At 71.3% G+C, this 20,089-nt stretch carries 14 protein-coding genes; 4 read left to right on the top strand and 10 right to left on the bottom strand.

Translation table 11 applies throughout. The features are described 5' to 3' along the window. Positions 1-10 precede the first annotated feature (10 nt). Positions 11-1,312: an FAD-binding protein gene (locus ACFY2B_RS05495; RefSeq protein WP_390761823.1), complete on the bottom strand. Its 1,302-nt coding sequence runs from the start codon at positions 1,310-1,312 to the stop codon at positions 11-13. Positions 1,313-2,166: 854 nt separating this feature from the next. Between ACFY2B_RS05495 and ACFY2B_RS05490 the strand changes: the two genes are divergently transcribed. Continuing rightward, on the top strand, positions 2,167-4,914 hold the full coding sequence (locus tag ACFY2B_RS05490; protein ID WP_390761986.1) for an AAA family ATPase: 2,748 nt from the start codon (positions 2,167-2,169) through the stop codon (positions 4,912-4,914). 218 nt (positions 4,915-5,132) lie between these two features. On the opposite strand, the gene ACFY2B_RS05485 is transcribed toward ACFY2B_RS05490, so the two are convergent. From ACFY2B_RS05485 to ACFY2B_RS05475, 3 genes are all read right to left on the bottom strand, one after another. Continuing rightward, a complete protein-coding gene (locus ACFY2B_RS05485; RefSeq protein ID WP_390761822.1) occupies positions 5,133-6,266 on the bottom strand; it encodes an FAD-dependent oxidoreductase in 1,134 nt (377 codons plus the stop codon). 678 nt (positions 6,267-6,944) lie between these two features. After that, positions 6,945-7,940 (bottom strand): class I SAM-dependent methyltransferase, encoded by a 996-nt coding sequence (locus ACFY2B_RS05480; protein ID WP_390761821.1) that lies wholly within the window; start codon positions 7,938-7,940, stop codon positions 6,945-6,947. A 237-nt stretch (positions 7,941-8,177) separates the two neighbouring features. Beyond that, the gene (locus ACFY2B_RS05475; RefSeq protein WP_390761820.1) at positions 8,178-8,756 is read right to left on the bottom strand and encodes a TetR/AcrR family transcriptional regulator; all 579 of its coding nucleotides are present in this window, start codon (positions 8,754-8,756) and stop codon (positions 8,178-8,180) included. A 91-nt stretch (positions 8,757-8,847) separates the two neighbouring features. Here ACFY2B_RS05475 and ACFY2B_RS05470 point away from each other — a divergent pair, with 91 nt between their 5' ends. Together ACFY2B_RS05470 and ACFY2B_RS05465 are read left to right on the top strand one after the other, a co-directional pair. Further along, on the top strand, positions 8,848-9,294 hold the full coding sequence (locus tag ACFY2B_RS05470) for an anthrone oxygenase family protein (RefSeq protein WP_390761819.1): 447 nt from the start codon (positions 8,848-8,850) through the stop codon (positions 9,292-9,294). A gap of 335 nt (positions 9,295-9,629) precedes the next feature. Beyond that, on the top strand, positions 9,630-10,865 hold the full coding sequence (locus ACFY2B_RS05465) for a cytochrome P450 (RefSeq protein ID WP_390761818.1): 1,236 nt from the start codon (positions 9,630-9,632) through the stop codon (positions 10,863-10,865). A gap of 208 nt (positions 10,866-11,073) precedes the next feature. Here ACFY2B_RS05465 and ACFY2B_RS05460 read toward each other — a convergent pair whose 3' ends face one another. The 5 genes from ACFY2B_RS05460 to ACFY2B_RS05440 all read right to left on the bottom strand — a co-directional run bounded on the left by ACFY2B_RS05460 (position 11,074) and on the right by ACFY2B_RS05440 (position 17,748). Then, complete coding sequence (locus ACFY2B_RS05460) at positions 11,074-11,658, bottom strand: DUF308 domain-containing protein (RefSeq protein WP_390761817.1); 585 nt, start codon at positions 11,656-11,658, stop codon at positions 11,074-11,076. Between the two features lie 42 nt (positions 11,659-11,700). Further along, the gene (locus ACFY2B_RS05455) at positions 11,701-13,320 is read right to left on the bottom strand and encodes a DUF6351 family protein (protein WP_390761816.1); all 1,620 of its coding nucleotides are present in this window, start codon (positions 13,318-13,320) and stop codon (positions 11,701-11,703) included. Positions 13,321-13,698: 378 nt separating this feature from the next. Next, on the bottom strand, positions 13,699-16,113 hold the full coding sequence (locus ACFY2B_RS05450) for a SpoIIE family protein phosphatase (protein WP_390761815.1): 2,415 nt from the start codon (positions 16,111-16,113) through the stop codon (positions 13,699-13,701). 272 nt (positions 16,114-16,385) lie between these two features. Then, positions 16,386-17,078 (bottom strand): cytochrome b/b6 domain-containing protein, encoded by a 693-nt coding sequence (locus ACFY2B_RS05445; protein WP_390761814.1) that lies wholly within the window; start codon positions 17,076-17,078, stop codon positions 16,386-16,388. Further along, the gene (locus tag ACFY2B_RS05440; protein ID WP_390761813.1) at positions 17,026-17,748 is read right to left on the bottom strand and encodes a molybdopterin-dependent oxidoreductase; all 723 of its coding nucleotides are present in this window, start codon (positions 17,746-17,748) and stop codon (positions 17,026-17,028) included. The genes ACFY2B_RS05445 and ACFY2B_RS05440 overlap by 53 nt, the downstream gene beginning before the upstream one ends. A 226-nt stretch (positions 17,749-17,974) precedes the next feature. Between ACFY2B_RS05440 and ACFY2B_RS05435 the strand changes: the two genes are divergently transcribed. Next, positions 17,975-18,538 (top strand): CGNR zinc finger domain-containing protein, encoded by a 564-nt coding sequence (locus ACFY2B_RS05435; protein ID WP_390761812.1) that lies wholly within the window; start codon positions 17,975-17,977, stop codon positions 18,536-18,538. A 178-nt stretch (positions 18,539-18,716) separates the two neighbouring features. Here ACFY2B_RS05435 and ACFY2B_RS05430 read toward each other — a convergent pair whose 3' ends face one another. Next, positions 18,717-19,235 carry a sigma-70 family RNA polymerase sigma factor gene (locus ACFY2B_RS05430; protein WP_390761811.1) on the bottom strand — a complete coding sequence of 173 codons (519 nt, stop codon included), beginning with the start codon at positions 19,233-19,235 and terminating at the stop codon, positions 18,717-18,719. Positions 19,236-20,089 lie beyond the last annotated feature (854 nt).

The raw sequence follows: 20,089 nt of genomic DNA, 5'->3' as shown, positions 1-20,089 counted from the left end.
CGCGGACCGGTCAGGCGGGCGCGATGTTGTGGTTGAAGCGGAAGAGGTTGGCCGGGTCGTAGTCCTTCTTCACCTGGGCGAGCCTGGCGTACCGCTCCGGCCCGTAGACGGCCCGCACGCCCTCGGTGTCGGTCGCCTCGTCCGGCGACAGGAAGTTCACCATGTTCCGCTCCACGGCCCAGGGCGCCAGCCCGTCCACCACCTTGGCCAGTTCCCCGCGCAGTTCCTCCGCCTGGCCGAGGCCGCCCGCCGCGAACCCGAACACGACGAACGGCACTCCTCGGGTCGGTATCGAGTTGGCGGCGGCGGGCTCGCGGTCGAACGCACCGCCCAGCGCCCGGATCTCCACGTTCGCGAGCACGGACCGCGACTCCGGCCCCGTCAGCTCCACCAGTGTCTGCGCGGTCTTCTCGGTGAACTCCGCGAGGCACACACTGCGGTCGAAGTACGGCATCGGGTCGACCGGGTCCAGGTGGATCTCGCCGATGGAGGTGAAGGGCTTCTCCGCCACCAGGTCGAGCAGGACCGGCGCGGCCGACCGCAGCGGGGCGATCAGCTTCTCGCCCTCGGCGGCCGAGCCCAGGTAGCCGATCCGCAGGTGCACCACGAACGCACCGCGCAACGGCTCCGGCAGCGTGGGCAGGTCCGGCAGCCGCTGGATGCCGATGGAGGAGGTCATCTCCTCGCCCACGGTCGGCAGCCAACCGGACCACGCGCTGAGCACCTCGGCCAGGTGCTCACCCGGGAAGTAGACGGCACCGCCGTAGAACCGCGTCACCGGGAACACGTCGAACTCGATCTCGGTGACGACACCGAAGTTGCCCTTGCCTCCCAGCAGCGCCCAGTACAGGTCCGGTTCGCTGTCCGGGGTGACGTGACGCAGTTCGCCGTCCGCGGTCACCACGTTCAGGCGGCGCACGTGGTCGGCCGCGTAGCCCAGCGTCCGGCCCAGCAGCGGACTCTGCCCGCCGCCGAGCGTGTAACCGACGACGCCGACGTCCGGTGCGGACCCGACGATCGCCGCCAGACCGTACTCGGCCGTGCGGGGCAGCACCTCGCGCCAGCGCACTCCCGCCTCCACCCGGACCGTCCGGGCCTGAGCGTCGACGTAGACGCCCTTCATGCGTTCCGTGGTGATCAGCAGCCCGTCGTGGGCCGGAGCGACGACCTGATGGGCGGTGGCCTTCACGGCGATCGGCAGGCCATGCCGGTCGGCGAACCGGACCGCCGCGCGCACATCGCTGTCGTCGGCCGCACCGACCACCACCGCCGGACGGAAGCCGGTGTTCAGGTTGTACGTGGCACACTCCACGTCGTATCCATCGGATCCCGGCGTCAGCACCGGCCCGTTCACGGCCGCACGGAGGGCCGCAATCTCCGCCGGCTGAAGGCTCGTCCTGGCATGACTCGAAAGTTGTGCACTCATCTCGATCTCGCAACCTCACTCGCGGCGCGCCGAGCGCCCCGCACCTGAACATTCCGGCGTCGCACAGCGCAGAGCAGAGCAGAAGAGCAGATACGGGCGACGGAATCCGACCGATGGTGACACGTATGTAGTACGCCCCGAGGTTCACGGTGGCGCGCGCCGAGCCCGGAACGGCCGTGGCGCGTGGCCGAGCGCCCGGTGCCTGCCGAGCGGGGCAGCGGAGTACACGGCGGTGCGGAACCGAAAGGTTTCTCGGGTGTCTTCCTCACACGTTCCCATTGCCGGAGGGAGTCACCCATACCCCGCTGAAACATGTCATTCCGATACTGTGAAATCCGTCCCGTATGCGAATCCCTCGACTTTCCGGATGACGTGAGCCATGTCGGGCGTCTACTCTGCTTGGCGGTGGTCCGGGTGGAGCGGGAGGAAGGCGATGAGCAGCGACTACGCTCTTCAGGGGCAGGCATCGACCAGCCCTTCCCGCCCTGGGCGATTCCGGACGTGTGACAACGTGGTCACGTTCCGCATGCGTGCGCGGTCAGCCGCGTCGGACGGCGGCCGGGCGGATTCCCGTCGTACGCATGTCCTTCGGAAGCGGGACCCTGGTCCGCCTCGTGGCGGCGCGGGGGACACGGCACGGTGTGTGCATGCGCACCGGCGGCAGGCACGGATGCGGGTGTGATCGGACCGAGGTGGTCCGGGGTGAAGGGAGCGGGGCCGTGGAGTCACTCGGCGGAGCGATGATCGGCCGTGAGAGTGAGCGGGAAACGCTGTCCGCGTTCGTCAGCAACTCCGGAGGACAGGCCCTGACCCTGCGGGGCGAGACGGGTGTGGGCAAGACCGCCCTGCTCGATCACGTCGCCCAGCTCGCGGCGCGGGAGGACCACCGGGTGATCCGGGCTGCCGGGGTCGAGGCGGAGTCGGATCTGCCGTTCGCCGGCCTGCACCAGTTCCTGTACCCGCTGCTCTCCCACATCGACCGGCTGGACGACGCGACCCGGGCGACGTTCGACGTCGTCTTCCGACGGAGTGAGGACAGACCTCCGTCGGTGATGACCCTCGCCATCGCGGTCCTCGACCTGCTGTCTCTCGCGGCCTCGCAGAAACCTCTCCTGCTGGTGGTCGACGACGGCCAGTGGCTCGACACCTCCAGCGCCGAGGTGTGCGGATTCGCGGGACGCCGGCTCGCCGGCAGCTCGGTGAAGCTCGTCATCGGACTGCGTTCCGACATCCCGTCCCGGTTCGACACCGCCGCCCTGCCGGAACTGCACGTGCCGCCGCTGTCCGAACCGGACGCGGAGAAACTGCTGGACACGCATCACCCCGGGCTGGAGCCGCAGCTCCGCCGGGTCGTCCTGGACGAGGCCCAGGGCAACCCGCTGGCCCTGCTGGAGCTGCCGCCCTTCCTGAGCGCGGGCCGGACCGGACGCGGCACCGAGGAGTCGTCCGGGTACCGGGGTGTCCCGCTGCCCCGCCGGCTCCAGCACGTCTTCGGGACACGTATCAAGGACCTGAGCGCCACCGTGCGCGCGGAACTGCTGCGCGGCGCCCTGGACGGTGTCGAGGCGGGAAAGGGAACCGGCCGGATCGGCGGCGGCACCCGGTACCGCATGATGGACGCCGACGAGGCGGCCTTCCGCGGCCTCCTGGACATCGACCCGCTCAGCGGCGACTTCGTCTTCCGCCATCCCCTGGTGCGGTCGACCGTCGTCCAGTTGGCGACCCCCAACGAGCGGCGCGCGGCACACGCGGCCCTCGCGCGGGTGCACCAGGACGACATCGAGCGGCACGCCACCCATCTGGCGGCCTCGACGGTGGACCCCGACGAGCGGGTCGCGGCCAAGCTGGAGGCGGCGGCCGGCTCCGCGACCCGGCGCGGTGGCGCGCTGGCGGCCATGGCCTGGCTGACCCGCGCCGCGGAGCTGAGCGAGGACCGCGAGGACCGGTCGCGGCGCCTGGGTGACGCGGCCTTCATCGCCGGGCACGCCGCTCTCCTGGAGCAGGCCCAGCGGCTGGTCCACTCCGACGTCGTACCCGGCAGAAACGAATCTCCTTCCTCGACGGTGACGGCTTCCTATCTGGCGCTGTACCAGGACGGCGACGTACGGTCCTCGCGCCGCCAGGTCATGGCGGCGATCGAGACCATGCGGGAGAACGGGGTCGACGGGCCGGACGAGGTGCTGACCCGCCTGGTGAACCTGCTGCTCGCCATCTGCCAGTACGCGAGCGATCCGGCGTCCTGGCAGGAGACCCGCGAACTCCTCGGCTCGCTGGGCGAGCTGGTTCCGCCGAGATCGCTGGTCTACCGCGACGCGTGGAGCGACGTGGTGCGGCACGGCGCCGGCTTGCGCGAGCGGGTCGAGCGGGCCCTGGCCGGCCTCCCGAACCTCGAACCGTGGGAGGTCACGCGGCTGGGTGTCGCGGCGTACCACGTCGATGTGTTGAACCAGTACCGTCCCTACCTCCAGCGCACCGTGGACCGTGAGGTCGAGACCGGGGCGACGTCGAGCGGCATGACCATGCTGCACCTGATCATGCTCGATCAGATGACCGTCGGTGAGTGGGACGAGGCCGAACGCACGGGCCGACGCGGCCTGGAACTGGCGACGACCCACCAGCACGCGCTCTTCGCCCATCACAGCCGTGCCTATCTGGCCCTCCTCGCCGCCATGCGGGGCGAGACCGACCGCGCGCGCGAGTTGCAGGCCGTCGTCGACGCCTGGGCACGCCCCCGCGGCGTCGGCTTCCTCACCCAGATCGCCGACGCGGTCGGTACGATCGCGGCGCTGAGCGAGGGTGACTACGAAACCGCCTACCTGTACGCCATCGGCATCACGCCCCCCGGCTCGTTCGAGCCCTGCGCCCACCAGGCCCCGCGCACCCTGCTCGACCTCGTCGAGGCGGCGGTGCACACGGGCCGCGCGGAACAGGCCCGCCGGCACGCGGTGGCCGCGCGGGAAGCGGGGCTGCCCGGCATCTCGCCCCGGCTGGCCCTGATCACCTACGGGGCACTGGCCATGACGGCGGAGGAGGAGAAGGAGGCCGCCGAGATGTACGAGCGGGTCGAAGCCCTCTCGGCGGAGGCCGGGTTCCCATTCGAGCTGGCCCGGATCCGGCTCGCCCACGGCATCCGGATCCGGCACTCGCAGGGGCCCAAGGCCGCCCGGCCCATGCTGACCCGCGCGGCCGAGTCCTTCGAGCGGCTCGGCGCCGCGGCCTGGGCCCTGCGGGCCCGTGCCGAGCTGCGGGCCTCCGGAATGTCCACTCCCGCCTCCTCCGCCCACCTGGCCTCGCTGACCTGGCAGGAGCACCGGATCGCCGATCTCGCCGCAAGTGGCCTGACCAACAAGGAGATCGGCGAGCGGATGCACCTGTCCCCGCGCACGGTCAGCTCCCATCTGTACCGGGTGTTCCCCAAGCTGGGCATCACCTCTCGCGCGGCGCTGCGTGACGCGTTGGGCAAGACGCCCGTCGACCGGGAGGTGTGACACCCCCGCGTCCGGGAGGCGTGAGACCCCTGTGTGCCGGCCGGGCGCGGGCCGTCGAAGTCCCGGGCCGGACCCGCGCGGGCCGGACGGCGCGCGCGAGTACGCCCCGGGGCCGCCCCGGCGACGGATGCCCTGAGGCGCGGTCGTAGCCGGTCGCGCCGTTCCCCGCTGCCCCCTTCAGAGCGCTGCCGAACCGCAGCGGGCTTCACCCGGCCTGCTCAACGGGGCCCCTCGGATCCGGTGAACATGTCGATCAGGCCGTGGGGTGCGTCGTCGCCGAACATGAACTCGTACAACCCGTCGCCCTCCGTGGCGGCTTCGGCGCTGCGCGGGAACATGGCCTGCTCGTATTCGGTGAGTGCGGCCTCGGTGTCGTCGGGGTGTGCGGCGAGGGCCTTGCCGAGTTCGGCGCCGTCGAGCATGGCCAGGTTGGCGCCTTCGCCGTTCGGAGCCGCTAGGTGCGCGGCGTCGCCGACCAGAGTCACCCCCGGCACCCGGTCCCACCGGTGCCCGACGGGCAGGGTGTTGAGGGGGCGCAGCACCGGCGCGGTGTCGCTGTCGGTGATCAGCGCGGTCAGTTCCGGTGCCCAGTCGGCGAATTCCCGCGCGATCCGGGCGGTGGCCGCCGCGGCGTCGGTGAAGTCGACGGCGGCGAACCAGTCCTGCGGCCTGGACAGCGCCACGTAGGTGTGCAACGTGCCGCCGCTCTCGTGGTGGGCCTGGATCCCCTTCCCGGGTGCGAGCGCGAGCATCGATCCGCCGCCGACCGCCTTCGCGGCGGCGGGGTGCCGGGTCTCGCCCTCGAACAGGTAGGTCTCGACGAAGGACATGCCGGTGTACCGGGGGGTGGCGGTGGAGAGCAGCGGCCGGACCCGTGACCAGGCGCCGTCCGCGCCGACCAGCAGGCTCGTGGTGACGGTGGTGCCGTCGGCGAAGGACACCTCGTGGTGCCCTTCGCCGAGCGCCCGGACACCGTTGGCCTTCTGCCCCCACCGGACGGTGCCCGCCGGGAGCGAGTCGAGCAGGATCCGCCGCAACTCGCCGCGCTGCACCTCGGGACGTGTGCCCGTGCCGTCGTCGGGTGTGTCGTGCAGGACGTTCCCGTCCCGGTCGAGTACCCGCATCGCCTGGCGGCCCGCCAGGACGAGGGCGTGGAACTCGTCCATCAGGCCGGCTGCCTCAAGAGCGAGTTGCCCGTTGTAGTCGTGTATGTCGAGCATCCCGCCCTGCGCACGCGCCGACGGGGAGGGCTCCCCCTCGTGGACCGTGACCGGGATGCCGTGGACGTGCAGGACGCGGGCCAGGGTGAGGCCGCCGAGTCCTGCGCCGATGATCGTGACCGGAGTGGTCATGGTGCTTCCTTCCTGCTTGCGGACCGCTGGGCGGGCCCCCGGCCGAGTACGCCGGGAGGCCCGTCCCCGTGAGTCGGCACGGTGTGATGACGTGGCCGGTGCCGCCGTTGCCGGCCGGCGCCGACCGGTGCCAGAATTCCGGCAGCCGTCGACAGATCACCGACAGCGCGCCGTCCACCGCCGACAGCCGACCTACACCGGCTCCGGCTCCGGGCCGGCCGTCAGGGGCCGGGCGGGGTGCCGATCAGCATGCGGGCCTGCCGACGCCGTCGCCGACCCGTCGCGCCGGGCGTGATGTTCAGGACCGGGTCCGTGTCCGCTGCGTGTGTCGATGGTCTTCCGCGCGTGTGTGACGAACTGGGTGCGCTTCGACGCCGCACGGTTCAGGAAGCGTCGGATGCGTGCGGAGCCCGAATCGGAGAGGGGAAGGTTCGCGCCCTCTCCGAGGGTGTACGGGTCGGTCGTGGCGACGCAGGCGGAGAGCGACCGGGAGAACTCCGCCGCCATGCGGGCCGGTTTCTCCGGTCCCTCGATCTCCACGGTCGCCTGGGCGTGCGGAAGCTCTTCCTTGAGCGAGGTGCGGACTTGGGCGATGCGGGCGCTATTGCGCCGTTTCCCACGTGATGTGACGGTAGTTGGCGAGTGCCCGCGCCCGCACCGATGTCCCCAGGGCCGGGTTCAGCCCGTGGGGCGCCGGGCCGCCACGAGGACGGGGCCGCCCGGCACCGTGGGAAAGGTCCGTGACTCCCGCAGGCCGAGTGACTCCAGGACCTCGGTCATCCGTGCCGTGTCGTAGGAGTTGCCGCCGTTGCGCACCGCGAGCCACTGGCCCACCGACCGGCGCAGCGCGTCACCGGCGGCCGGGTTGGTACCCACCACGAGCCAGCCGCCCGGCACCAGGGCCGATGCGAGGCGGGGCAGGGCGGACCGCAACGCCTCCTCGGACAGGAAGGGGGCCGGCAGCCAGACGAGCGCGTAGGTGTCGCGTTCCGGCACGTCCGCCGCGTCCTGCTGCCGGAAGGACACCCGGGCGGCCACCGCCGGGTCAGCCCCGGCCAGTTCCTGCCGGGCCAGGCGCAGCGCCCGTTCCATTACGTCGATGCCCGTCACCCGGGCGTGCGGGAGGGATTGGGCCAGGGCCTGGGCGAGCAGCCCCACACCGGTGCCCACGTCGAGGACGCGGCTCCCCTCGGCGGCCAGCAGGTCCGCGGCGCCGGCGAGCTGCGGCACGACCTTCCCGGCCAGCGCGCGACCCGTCCCGGCCGACGCCCGGCCCTGGCCGAGCAGCACCTCGTCGGTCTGTGCCGCCCAGCCGCCCTGCGGCGCACCGGCCGGCGGGACGGCCGCGGCGGCGACCGCCTGGCGCAGCGAGCTGAGTTTGGCCTCCACCGCGCTGCGCCCGTCGGCGCCCTGGGCGGGTCGCAGCGCGGGGTGCACGTCGAATCCGTCGCCGTTCCTGCTCAGCAGGCCGACGCTCGCCAGGACCGCGGCACGCTGCGGATCGGCGGCGAGGACGTCTTCGAGGGGCTCCGCGAGCGCCTGCCGCTGGGTGCTCACCACCGCGGCCATGGCCCACACCGCGGCTTCCAGCACGGCGACGGGGTCTTCGCCCAGGCCGGGCAGGGGCAGGGCGTGATCCGGGGACGCGCCCGCGGGTCCGGACACATTTGGCATGAGCACCCCTTGAACATGTATCTCGCGATAGAAAAATATGTGTGGTCATGACTCTAGGGCGCGTATCGGGGCGTGAACAATGAGCACCCGCGGTTTCCGGGGCGGGTGTCTCGTCGGGGGGACGGGGTCGGGCGATCTGCGGTTGCGCCGTGTGGGCCCGAGTGACCGGAAGCGATGCCGCAGACAGGCAGCGGGGCCCGGGGATCCCGGCTGTGTGTCCGCCGGGACGGTGGTGCGTCAGAGCTTGGCGAGCCGGTCCACCAGCAGCTCCGTCCTCCGCTCGGTGTCCTCCGGCGGCAGCCGTCCCGCCCGGGTCAGGGTCGCCAGCCCGTGCAGGGCCGCCCAGAACACCTCGGTGAACAGCGCCGGGTGGACGCCGTCGCCTGCGACCTCCCCGAGGCTCTCCAGCAGGGCGGCGAAGGCGTCCTTCAGGGGTTCCGGGGTGTCCTCGTCCGCGAACGCCAGGCCGCCGTCGAGCTGGAACATGGCGTCGTAGACCGCCGGGTTGTGTGCGGCGAAGTCGAGGTAGGCGCGGGCGAGGGCGGTGACCCGGGCGCGCGGGCCGTCCGCCGCAGAGGCCGCGGCCCGCACCGCCGCGGCCATCTCGGCGGCGCCTTCGAGGGCGACGGCGCCGACGATCTCGCGCTTGCCGCGGAAGTGGCTGTAGAGGACGGGCTGGCTGTATTCGATGCGCTCGGCGAGCCGGCGGGTGGTGACCGCGTCCCAGCCCTGTTGCTCGGCGAGTTCGCGGGCCGTCGCCAAGATGAGGCGCTCGCGGTCCGCGCGTTCGCGCTCCTTGCGTTCCTGTACCGACATGATTCGATGCTAGCACCGCTAGACAATCGAGCGACAGTAGAACTAGCGTTGACTCGCCATCTAGCGGCGCTAGATTCCAGGAGGGGTCATCATGTTCAACGCAATCGAGGTCGTCACCACCGTGGTCGTCGGCGTGATGGTGGGGGTGGAGTTCTCCGTCGCCTTCTTCGTCAACCCGATCCTCGACGGCCTCCCGGGCGACAACGGCCTGCACGGCCGCACCCACGGGGCCCGGCTGCTCGGCGCCGTGATGCCGTTCTGGTACATCGCCTCGCTCGTCCTCGTCGCGGTCTGGGCCATCGCCGGCCGGCACCACCACGGCACCGGCCTCGTCGTCACCGCCGCCGCGCTGCTGATCCTCAGCGTGATCATGTCGATCCTGCTGCTCGTCCCGATCAACAACCGGGGCAAGACGTGGACCGCCGAGAACCTGCCCGCCGACTGGAAGCAGCAGATGAACCGCTGGGACCGCTTCCACTACGTCCGCGTCGCCGTCATCATCGCCGCCTTCGCCCTGCTGGTCACCGCCCTCACCTGAGCCCGCGGGACCTGTCAGGAAGCCACGGCCGGGACGGCGGGCAGCGGACCCGGACGCGCCCGGCCGGGCTCCGCGCGGGGCCGTGAACCCCGGCCGAGTCCTTGTTCGTTGTCCCAGATGGAGACCCAGATGGAGACCCCCCGCCGCCAAGATGGTGATTGGCTGGTCACGGGCGGCGGGGCAGAAGTGGTCGTCCCCGCACGCTTGCCGGTGGGGGCGACCGCTTCGTACCGGCTCCCGAAGCCGGCCACCAGGTGCGCAACGCCGTGCCGGGGCGCGCCGCCCACCGTACCGACCCGCCCGGGAACCTGGGCCCGCAGACCGGGAAGAACCGTATGAACCCGCAGGAAGACCAGTGCCCCCACCGGAACGGGAGGGTGGTCCTGAGCCCCGCGTTCAAGGCGGACGCCCCCGCGCAGTACGCCAGGCTGCGGGCGCTCGGTCCCATCCACCCGGCCGAGTTCCACCTGGGTCTGAAGGGCTGGGTGGTCGTCGGGCACGATCTGGCCCGGGAGGCGCTGACCCACCCGGCGCTGCTGAAGGACGACCGGCCGGCCGCCGACGCCCTGGCCGCCGCGGGATACGTACTGCATCAGCCCGGGGTGGGACTCGGCGCGCAGATGCTGGAGGCCGATCCGCCGGAGCACACCCGGCTGCGCCGGCTGGCCGCGGGGGCCATGACGCCGCGGCGCACGGCCGAACTGGCCCCGCGCATCCAGCAGATCGCAAACGACCTGATCGACGCCATGCCGCTCGCCGGTGAGATCGATCTCGTGGAGTCGTTCAACGCGCCGTTGCCGGTGGCCGTCATCGCCGAGTTGCTCGGCATCCCGGTGGAGCACCGGGAGGACTTCCGGCGCTGGTCGAGCCACGCCCTTCAGGTCGCCTCGCCGGAGCACCGCCCGGCGCTGGCCGGTCTGCACGGCCTGCTGCGCGGCCTCATCGCGGACAAGCGGCACTCCCCCGAGGACGATCTGCTGTCCGCGCTGGTGGCCGTCCGGGACGAGGACGACGGTCGGCTGTCGGAGGAGGAACTGGTCGGTACGGCCCTGATGTTGACGGTCGCGGGCCATGAGACCACCGCCAATCTCCTGGGCAATGCCACCCTCGCGCTGCTGCGCCACCCCGACCAGCTGCGGCTGCTGCGGGACAGTCCCGAGCTGATGCCCGGGGCGGTGGAGGAGTTCCTGCGGTTCGACACCTCGGTCGAGCGGTCCACGAACCGCTTCGCGTCCGAGGACATCGAGCTGGGCGGGGTGCGCATCCCCCGGGGCGGCATCGTCGCCGTGGCGCTCGGCTCGGCCGGGCACGACGCCCAGCAGGCCGCTGGGCAGGATCCCGCCGTGCTGGACGTCGCCCGTCCGCACGCCCGCCATCTGGCCTTCGGCCACGGCGTCCACTACTGCCTGGGCGCCCCGCTGGCCCGGCTGGAGGCGACCATCGCGTTGCGCACCCTGCTGGCCCGGGTGACCGAGCTGGAGTTGGCCGTTCCGGTGGACTCCCTCCGGTGGATCCCGTCCGGGATCATGCGGGGAGCGGTGTCGCTACCGGTGCGCTACCGCATCGGCTGAGCGCGCTCCGGCGCGGGCGCGGGGTCGGCCGCACGCCCGGTGAGCCGGTGAGCCGGTGAGCCGGTGAGCCGGTGACGAGGGTGGAGGACACCGAAGGGGTGGCGGTCCCGGTCCGGCACCGCCACCCCTTCCGGGTGAATCCGGGGTGTGGCACGGAAGCGTCCCGGTCCGCACCCGTGCGGGTACGGACCGGGACGCGACGTGGTGCTCAGGCGGTCCGCAGCTGGCGGGCCTTCCAGCCCAGCAGCACGGCCTGGGCGATGAAGAACACGCCGCCGCCCGTGGCGTAGACGGCCAGCACGTCCAGCGACGGATCGTCGCCCGCGGCCTGGATGTTGTAGGTGATGCCGACGAGGAAGGACAGGCCGCCCGCGATCAGCATCGGCCACTGCTTGCCCAGCTCCGGGCCGCGCCGCCGCAGCCCCACCACCACCTGGGCCGCTCCGGAGAGGATCGCCCAGGCGCCGAACACATGGAGCACCGGCGCCACTCCCCCGGCCCCCGCGATACCGACGGCGAGGGCGGCGAGGGTGCTGAGCACCCCGTTGAACGTCGTCACCTGACGCTCCGACCCCTCCGGCAGGGCACGGCGGTCGATGAACGAGGAGACCGCGTCGATCAGCGGGTAGACGACCAGCAGGGTGATCGCCAGGGCGTCCACGCTCTCGTGGGCTCCGGCGAAGACGGCGGCCCACGCGACGGCCAGGATGCCTCGGGACAGGTAGAGCCTCAGCAAGGAGGAGCGCTCACCGGCCGCCGTGGGCGCTCCGGGTGTCGCGGTGTTCGTGCTCATGGTCGTGGGGCCTTTCTGGGGTGACGTGCGTCGTGGGGAGGGTCAGTGCCGGGTGTCGCGGACGCAGCGGAAGCTGTCGGCGGCGGCCGGGTCACCGTGGCCCTTGTAGCGGGACACCATCGGGTAGGCGCACAGGTCACGGGTGACCTGTCGGCCGGCGGAGTTCGTCAGCGTGGCGGTCAGCGTCTTCGGGGCCTTGCCGTGCTCGACCCAGGTCCGCAGGGCGCCGAGGTCGTCGGTCTGGCCGTTGAGGCCGCAGTGGGCCGTGCCCGGGGCGAGGAAGAGGCGGTAGAAGTCGTCGACGCGCTGTGCGCCGCCCATCTTCCGCTCGACCTGCTTGCGGTACTGCACCGTGCCCTGGGTGGGGATGAGCTGGTCCTCCTGGCCGTGCCAGGTGAGCAGCTTGCCGCCGGACCTGCGGAAGGCCGACAGGTCCGGGTCGTCGGAGCCGATGACCTTGTCGTACTCGGCCTGGGACTGCTTGAACAGCTGGGTGAACTGGCTGTAGGTGATGGTCGAGACGTCGAACGACGGCTGCTTCTTCAGCCAGGTCGCCACCCAGGAGGCGGGGACGGGGAACGGCGCGCCCTTGAGGTTGCCGTCGGTGCCGGGCAGGGTGCCCGCCAGGTTCGGGAAGCCGAGCGAGGCCCCGATCGGCACGCCGGACCACAGCTTGCTGCCCGACGCGGTGCGCGGGCCGTCCCAGATCTTGCGGACCACGGCCGCGTCGGCCGCCGTGACGGTCACCTGTTTGCCGTTGCACTCCAGCGTGGTGCCGATCAGCTTGCGCGGGTCGAAGTCGCACCGGTTCGGGTCCTCGACCAGGCCGTCCTTGACGCCGTCGAGCGGATCGCATGCCTTGACCGCGGCGGCGTTGAACGCGTTGAACTCGCAGTCGGTCGGGTAGGTCTTCGCCTCGTTCATCACCACCTGCGGCCACAGGGTGGCGACCTCGAACTCGTCCCAGTTGATGGCGGGCGCGTTGGCGAGGATGCCGTCGTAGTCGTCGGGGTGGCGCTGGGCCTCCATGTAGCCCTGACGGCCGCCGGTCGAGCAGCCGTTGAAGTACGAGTAGGAGGCGGCCCGGCCGTAGAAGCCGTCGATGACCTCCTTGGCGACCACCGCCGTCTCGTGCTCGGACCGGGAGGCGAAGTTCTCCAGCAGCGCCGTGTCGACCTGGCCCTTGCTGTTCAGCCCCCAGCTCGTGTCGAGGTAGGTCCCGACGCCGGCGTCGGTGGTCGCGGCGGCGTAGCCGTTCTTGACCGCGGCGGCGAGGCCCGATCCGTAGTCACCGGCGGCGTAGGCGCTGCCGCCGACGGTCTGCAGGCGGCCGTTCCAGTCGTTCTGCGGCAGCCAGACCTTCACCTTGGCGTGGTCGCCCTGGCCCGGATGGGTCAGCGTGACGGTCACGTCGCAGTAGGCGGGTACGTCGGGCACCTGCGCGGCGTCGAGCGGCGGGATGGCGGGCACGTCCACCGTGCCGGCCGGGCGGCTGACCGAGGTCACGTTCTCCACCTTTGTGCCGGCCGGTGCCGTCACCCCGATGGACGAGCAGGTACGCGGGGCGGAGGCGGAGCTCCCGGTGTCCGCCGAGGCGGTCGGCAGGAACACCGCCCCGGCCAGCGGCACACCGGCCGCGAGGACGGTCAGAAGTCGTCTCATGACTTTCCTATCCAGAAGTAGGTGTCTGCCTGGAGCGGTGACACATGTATACGCGTGTCTCCGGCCCAGGTATCGGGAAGAGAATGACACGAACATACGTCACCGGTCAAGCAGGTTACGAGGGCGACATGTGAAGCAGGGCGCGGGCGGCCGGAACTCCACCGAGGTCGACGCCACCCACTCTGGCCTGGGTCTCTCCCCGGCACATCAGTCAGTTGACGGTCACCCCGGAAGCGCCGTACCGAATCGTCCGCACACCGGAACAGCACAGCCGGGGCAGAGACCAGCCACGGGAAGAAACGGCTGGCCACCCATGTGCACGCCGCTCCAAAGACACACGTGTCCGCCCGTCCGGCAGACACATACTGGTCGGACCGCTTAGGTCATTCGACGGTCCGCCGCCTCCCGGACGTCCACTTCGAGCCAGACGGTCTTGCCCCGTCCGTTCGGTGAGGTGTTCCACGCGCGGGCCAGCGCGTCGACCAGGTAGAGGCCGCGCCCGTGCTCCGCCCGGCTGCTCCCCTCCTCCGACAGGGAGTACAGGGCGGGCACGGGCGGGTCGGTGGCCTCGTCCCGCACCTCAAGGCGGACGCGGTCCCCGAAGAACCTGATGCGGATGTCGACATCGCTGCCCGCGTGGACCAGGGCGTTGGTCACGACCTCCGACGTCATGAGCTGGAGATCGTCCGACAGGTCCGCCAGCCCCCACTCGCGCAGGCGCTCGTGCACGAAACCACGGGCCTGTGCGACCGCCCGCAGGTCACGCCGGTGGATGTGCAGCCGCCCGGTCCGAGGCATCGCCCTGTCGTCCGCTCCTTCGTAGCGGGCCAGGAGCAGCGCCGTGTCGTCGCGCCGCCCGCACGAACCGGTCATGCCCTGCAACAGACGATCGGCCAGGTCTTCGAGGTTGTCGCCCGCCTCCCTGCCGAGGGTCGCCAGCAGTTCGGAGGCCCCCGTCCCACCGGAATCGACGGGATCGAGCAGCCCGTCCGAGTAGAGCATGAGCAACGCGCCCGTCGGCAGGGTGTGCTTCCAGGCGTGGTACGGCGTGCCGTCGGTCAGTCCGAGCGGGACGTTCGCGGGTGCCCGCAGTGGGCGCACGGTGCCGTCGGGCAGCCTGAGAAGCGGCATCGGGTGCCCCGCCAGCGCCACCTCGGCCGTTCCGTCGTCGGTGTCCAGGGCCACCACACAGCAGGTGGCGAGGAGGTCGGTGCCGAGCCGCGCCAGCAGGGCGCCGGTCCGTTGCAGCAGGGCCGCCGGCCCATGGCCCTCGGCGGCGTAGGCGGCCACGGCACTGCGCAGCTGACCCATGACGGCGGCGCTCTCGATCGTGTGCCCCTCGACGTCACCGATGACCAGCGCGACACGGTCGTCCGGCGTCCGGATCACGTCGTACCAGTCGCCGCCCGTCTCCCCGCAGACCGTGGCCGGCTGGTACCGGGCCGCGGTGCTGAGCCGGGGCACCTCCGTGAGCGCGGAGGGCAGCAGCCGCGCCTGGACGTTCTCGGCGAATGCCTGACACCGGGCACCCAGCACGACCCGCTCGACCGCCGAGCCGAGCAGCCCGGCCATCATGCTCAGCACGGCCATCTCCTCGGGCGCGAAGCTCCGCGGTCCGCCGAAGGCCAGACAGCAGACCCCGACGGTGTGGTCGTCCCTGGCGATCGGCAGATCGACGACGTGCCTGCTGCCGATGAGCGGGAGGCAGGCGAGGGCGTGTCCCCGGTCCCCGGCCACGCCGGACTCACTGTCCGGCGCCATGGCGGCGCGTTCTCGGTCCTTCGCCGTGCCCCTGCCCGGACCCGACCCGCCGTCCGGCACCACGGCGGCGTGTCCCCGGTCCTTCGGCGTGCCCCTACCCGTACCCGGCCCCGACTCACCGTCCGGCGACGCGGGGAAGAACAGGGCCCGCCCGGCCCGGCTCTGCGCGGCCCGGGCCGCGGGCGTACGGGCATGCAGGGGTGTGCCGTGCACCTCGTGGACGAGACGCGACGACCGGCCGCTGTGTCCCACCACCCACAGGCGGCCGTCGGCCGCGGACGCCAGGGCCATCGCCTGGGCGCGGAAGGGTGCCCTGAGACAGAACTCCGCCGCCGCGGTGACGTGCTCCATGGTCGTCGCCCGGTTCAGCATGGCGGCCAGCCGGTGCAGGGGATACATCAGGCTCATCCCGGCGGACCCGGCGACGCCCGGCACTCCCCAGGTGATCTCGGGTATGCCGTGCGGCGGCGAGGGCGCCAGGGTGCCGAACACCGGAACCAGCAGCGGGAGGTTCCCGGGTGTCAGCACGGCGCCCTGGTCCAGGAGACCGGCCAGGGCGGCGGCGTGCCGGTCGCCAATCCGGCGCAGTCGCCGACAGTCCAGGTCGCTGTACCCGCCGCTGTCCGCGGTGCGCAGGACCGTCAGGGAACCGAAGCGGTGCTCACCCTGCATGAGGGGGACCGCGGCGACGGTGTACGGGTAGGCCACGGTGCCGGGCTCCGGTTCCCGCTGCGGGTCGGGGTCGGCCAGGAACGCGGGCTCGCGGGTGACCAGCGCGTGGGCGGAGGCGTACAGGGTGTCCAGGGCCATCCGCCCGGGCAGGGTCAGCACGGCGGGCGGGCTGCCGCCGATCACGGCCGGCCGCAGCTCACTGCCGTCGGCGGTCAGCAGATACACGGCCGCGGCGACGGCACCGAGGCGGTGGGCCGCCTCGTGGACGGCACAGTGCAGTGCGGCTGCCAGGTCCTCGCCGAGGGCCGATACGGATTCGTCGTCGTGCTTGTCTCCCGCGTGTGGTCGAGTGTCACCCACAGATTTGGTTTCCTGTCCTCATTGCCATGTGTGCCCGGTGCGCCCTGAACGGGGGAGAGTGCGGCACGGGCGTTTCCCGCCTTGTCAGCCGCGTTTGACGCGGCCCGGCCGAGCGGGCCCCGCGGCGGGTCGCGGGGGCCTGCGGCGGCGGGTCCGGTCCGCGGTGGCGAGTCGTCCCCGCGCCGTGGCGGCGGGTCGCCCCCCAGTCGGTCCGTGGCGGCGGGTCACGGACGGTCTCCGGCGTCACGATGAGACCGCGCCTGAGATATATGTCACTTATCGACTGTTTTCTTCGCCACCCTACCGAGACGGTCCTCGTCAAGCCATCGGGAATGGTGCCGCTCCGCCCAAGCCCGGCTGACGTATCCGGTCCGCATACCTAGCCTCGCCTCCGGATCCCCGTACGCCGTGCGCAGATGCCCGAGCAGGACGGCGGTCATCGCCCAGGCGAGACAGTCATGGACGAAGATCGCGCTGGTGCGGGAGATGAAGGGCAGCAGACCCATGAACCACATGAGCAGGCCGGTGAACATCATCATCAGCACGGCGCCGGCGATCCAGCCCGCGTAGAGCTTCTGCCCCGCGTTGAACTTGCCGGCCGGGCGCGCCTGCGGCGACGTCAGACGCCTGCGGACGGCCCGCAGCCACTGCCGGTCGTACACCGCGAAGCGGTTCAGTCTGCGCAGGTCCGCGCGGAACTCCGCGGACATCAGCCCCAGCAGGAAGGGCACCGGCAGCAGGATGCCCGACCACTCGTGGACGGTGACCATCAGGTGCCGCCTGCCGACGAGCTGGGCGACCGGGCCCAGATACAGACAGGCCGCGGTGACCAGGCACAGCAGCATCAGCCAGCCGGTGGCCCGGTGGACCAGACGTTCGGCGGTGCTGAACCGGCGGACCCGGCCGGAGACCTCAGGCGGCGTCATCGTGCCGGTCGGCGTCGTCGAGCCAGCCGTCGACCGCATAGCCTCGCTCCTCCCAGAAGCCGGGGACCACCTTGTCGGTGACCTCGATGCCGGACAGCCACTTGGCCGACTTGTAGAAGTACATGGGCGCCACGTACAGGCGGACCGGGCCGCCGTGCTCGTGGGTGATCGGCTTGTCCTGCATGTTCAGGGCCACCAGGACGTCGGAGCGGCGGGCCTGCTCCAGGGTGAGGCTTTCGGTGTAGGCGCCGTCGAAGCAGGTGAACCGGACCGCCGTGCCCCGTGACCGCACTCCGGCGGCATCCAGGAGATCGGCCAGTTTCACGCCGGTGAAGGGGGTGTCGTCCACGCGCCATCCGTCGGTGCACAGGACGTCGTGGACGATCCGTGTCTGCGGAAGCGCGCGCAGTTCGCCGAGTGAATAGGTCTTCGGCCGGTCGACCAGGCCGCCGATCGTCAGCCGGTAGTTCGTCTCGTCCTTGTGCGGCACCGAACCGACGACGCTGTAGTACCGGAAGCCGCCCGGGTTGGGCAGCAGGCCGGTCAGCCCGGTCGAGTCGACCTGGGAGGCCGCGGCGAGGACCTTCTCCCAGCCGCCCTGGAGGTACGGCGCGGCGGCGAGCCCCGCGGCCCCCGCGCCGAGCACACCCAGCAGGGCACGCCGCCCCACGGGTGCGCCGTCGGCGCGCCGTCTCGGCTGTTCTGCCATGTCGCTGCTCCTTCGACGTACCTGGCGACGGTCTTCGCGGCGCACGGGAATCGCCGTCCAAGGCGTGCAGGCGCGCGCCGGCGGCCACGACTGCGATCACAACCCCCAGAATCACCGTCTTAACGGGTTACGATCGTGACATGCCGCAGGACCGCCGTCAACATGCCAACCTGCCTAATGGGTTACGGACCTTGCGTGCCTGACTGTCACCCGTCAAAATGGTTACATGAAACCTGACCATGTATTCGTGTGCGGCGACCCCGCGCTCGACTTCGCGGCGACGCTGCGCGCCAGACGCTCGTCTCGATTTGAAATGCTCACAACACCGGATCGGCTCGACGCCTGGTACCGGGAGTCCGGACTCGTCGACTCGGTCACCCCGGCCGGGGAAGCCGACCTCCAGCGGGCGAAGGCCGTCCGGGAGGCCGTCTACGAACTGGTGGCGGCCCGCCGGCTCGGCGAGCGGTACGACGAGAACGCGCTCGCCGAGGTGAACGCCGCGGCGCGCGGGCCCTCCGCGGCACCGCAGTTCAGCCCGCCGCGGCGGCGGACGGCGGCGACGCCCGGACAGGCCCTGGCCACCGTGGCCCGGCACGCCGTCGAACTGCTCGGCGGACCGGAGGCACACCTTCTCAAGGAGTGCGGCAATCCCGAGTGCACCCGCGTCTACGTCGACCGCTCCCGCGGCGCACGACGGCAGTGGTGCGGCATGGAATCCTGCGGGAACAAGGTCAAGGCCGCCGCCTACCGCGCCCGGCGGAAGAACGCGCCCGTCCTGGCGGGCCGCTGACCTGCCGCTCGTCTCCGTGCCGCCGCACACGGGTCGACACACACGGACCGTCCGCGCACGGACCGCCGCACACGGGTCGTCACACACAGACCTGTCACGCACAAACCGACGCACACGGGCTCTCCCCGTACACCTGGCGAAGCCCGCCGCACACCCGGCGGAGCACCACAAGGTCCGCTCAGGCAGCTTCGGAGCTGAGCACGGTGTGCAGTTTGCGCAGCGCGTAGTGCTGCCGGGACTTGACCGTGCCCGGGGGCACTCCGAGTATGCCTGCGGTCTCCTGGACCGTACGGTCGCACAGGTATATGTGGATCAGGACCGCGCGGTGCTCCGGGGACAGCCGGCCGAGCAGGGGCCTCGCCACCATGGCACTGTGCACCGCTTCGAAGCCGTCGGTCCGCGACTGCGGATCGGTGTACGCGGCTCCGGCCACCTCCCTGCGCGCGTAAGGCTTGCGCACCCAGTCGATGACGAGATGCCGAGTCACGGTGAGGAGCCAGCCCCGGACCGAGCCCTCCATCCCGTACAAGCGGTCGATGTTCCGCCAGGCCCGAATGATCGTCTCCTGGACGATGTCCTCCGCGATTCCGTGGTCGCCCAGCATCCTCTCGGCATACGAGACGAGCTGGTCCCAGTGTTCTCTCATGATCGTGCCCAGCAGGTCCGACCGGGTGGTGGCCGTGGGGAGCGTAGCCATACTCTGAGCCATCCTGTTTCTCTGTCACACAGACCGGATGCAGTCTCTGCACGCACACTCTATGCAGTGCACGTATGAGAAACTTCCACATCTGTGACACACGTGTGACCTGTCGCCACGGCTTGACGTGTGAACAACCGGCACACCACCAGAAAATCCGCTCTGAACAGGGATGATGCCGCTCCGAAGGCGCCACGGGCAGGTCACGGACCAGAGACCTACCGTACGGTAAGAGTTGAATGTCACTCACGTTGCGCCCGACACAGCGGACCCCCTTTACTCACACGTGTGCACCCTGAGGCACCTTCGTGACCGCTCCCCCGCCGGATACCCACCGGATCCGGCCGCGGAGACGTGGGGCTCACCCGCAGCCGGGCCTCGCCCTTGCACATCTCCCGCCGCCCCGTGCCGGAGGAAGCACCGCCCGGCCCCGGCTACCGCCGGTCAGAAGCAGGGTGCGGGCGCGCTCCGCGTACGGGTCACACGGCGGTCGGCGGATTCGGACGCGGCGGGCGGACCGAGCTGCCGGAACATCCCCCGGCCGCACGTCGACGTCGCCGCGCGGCCCGCGGTGCCGGTCGGCGGCACGTCCGGGTGACCGCAGGGCACATGTGAGATGTCGGCATGGAACATATCCCTACCATCGTGTCTTCTTCATCACATATGCCGCTGGAAATCTGATACGCATCCCCGAGATCAGCCGCAATGTGCGGTTCAGTTGCACACTTCAAGGGCATATTTGTGCCGAGACCCGACGCACCGGCGACCGCCGCCACCAGCAACACGGCCTCGGGGAGCCCTTTCACGTCGTCAGCGCTCCTCTGCACCGACGCTTCGGCATAGGTACCATGCGC

The organism is Streptomyces sp. NPDC001270 (genome assembly GCF_042896695.1).
GTDB lineage: Bacteria > Actinomycetota > Actinomycetes > Streptomycetales > Streptomycetaceae > Streptomyces.
This window is presented reverse-complemented; position numbering and strand designations above follow the sequence as displayed.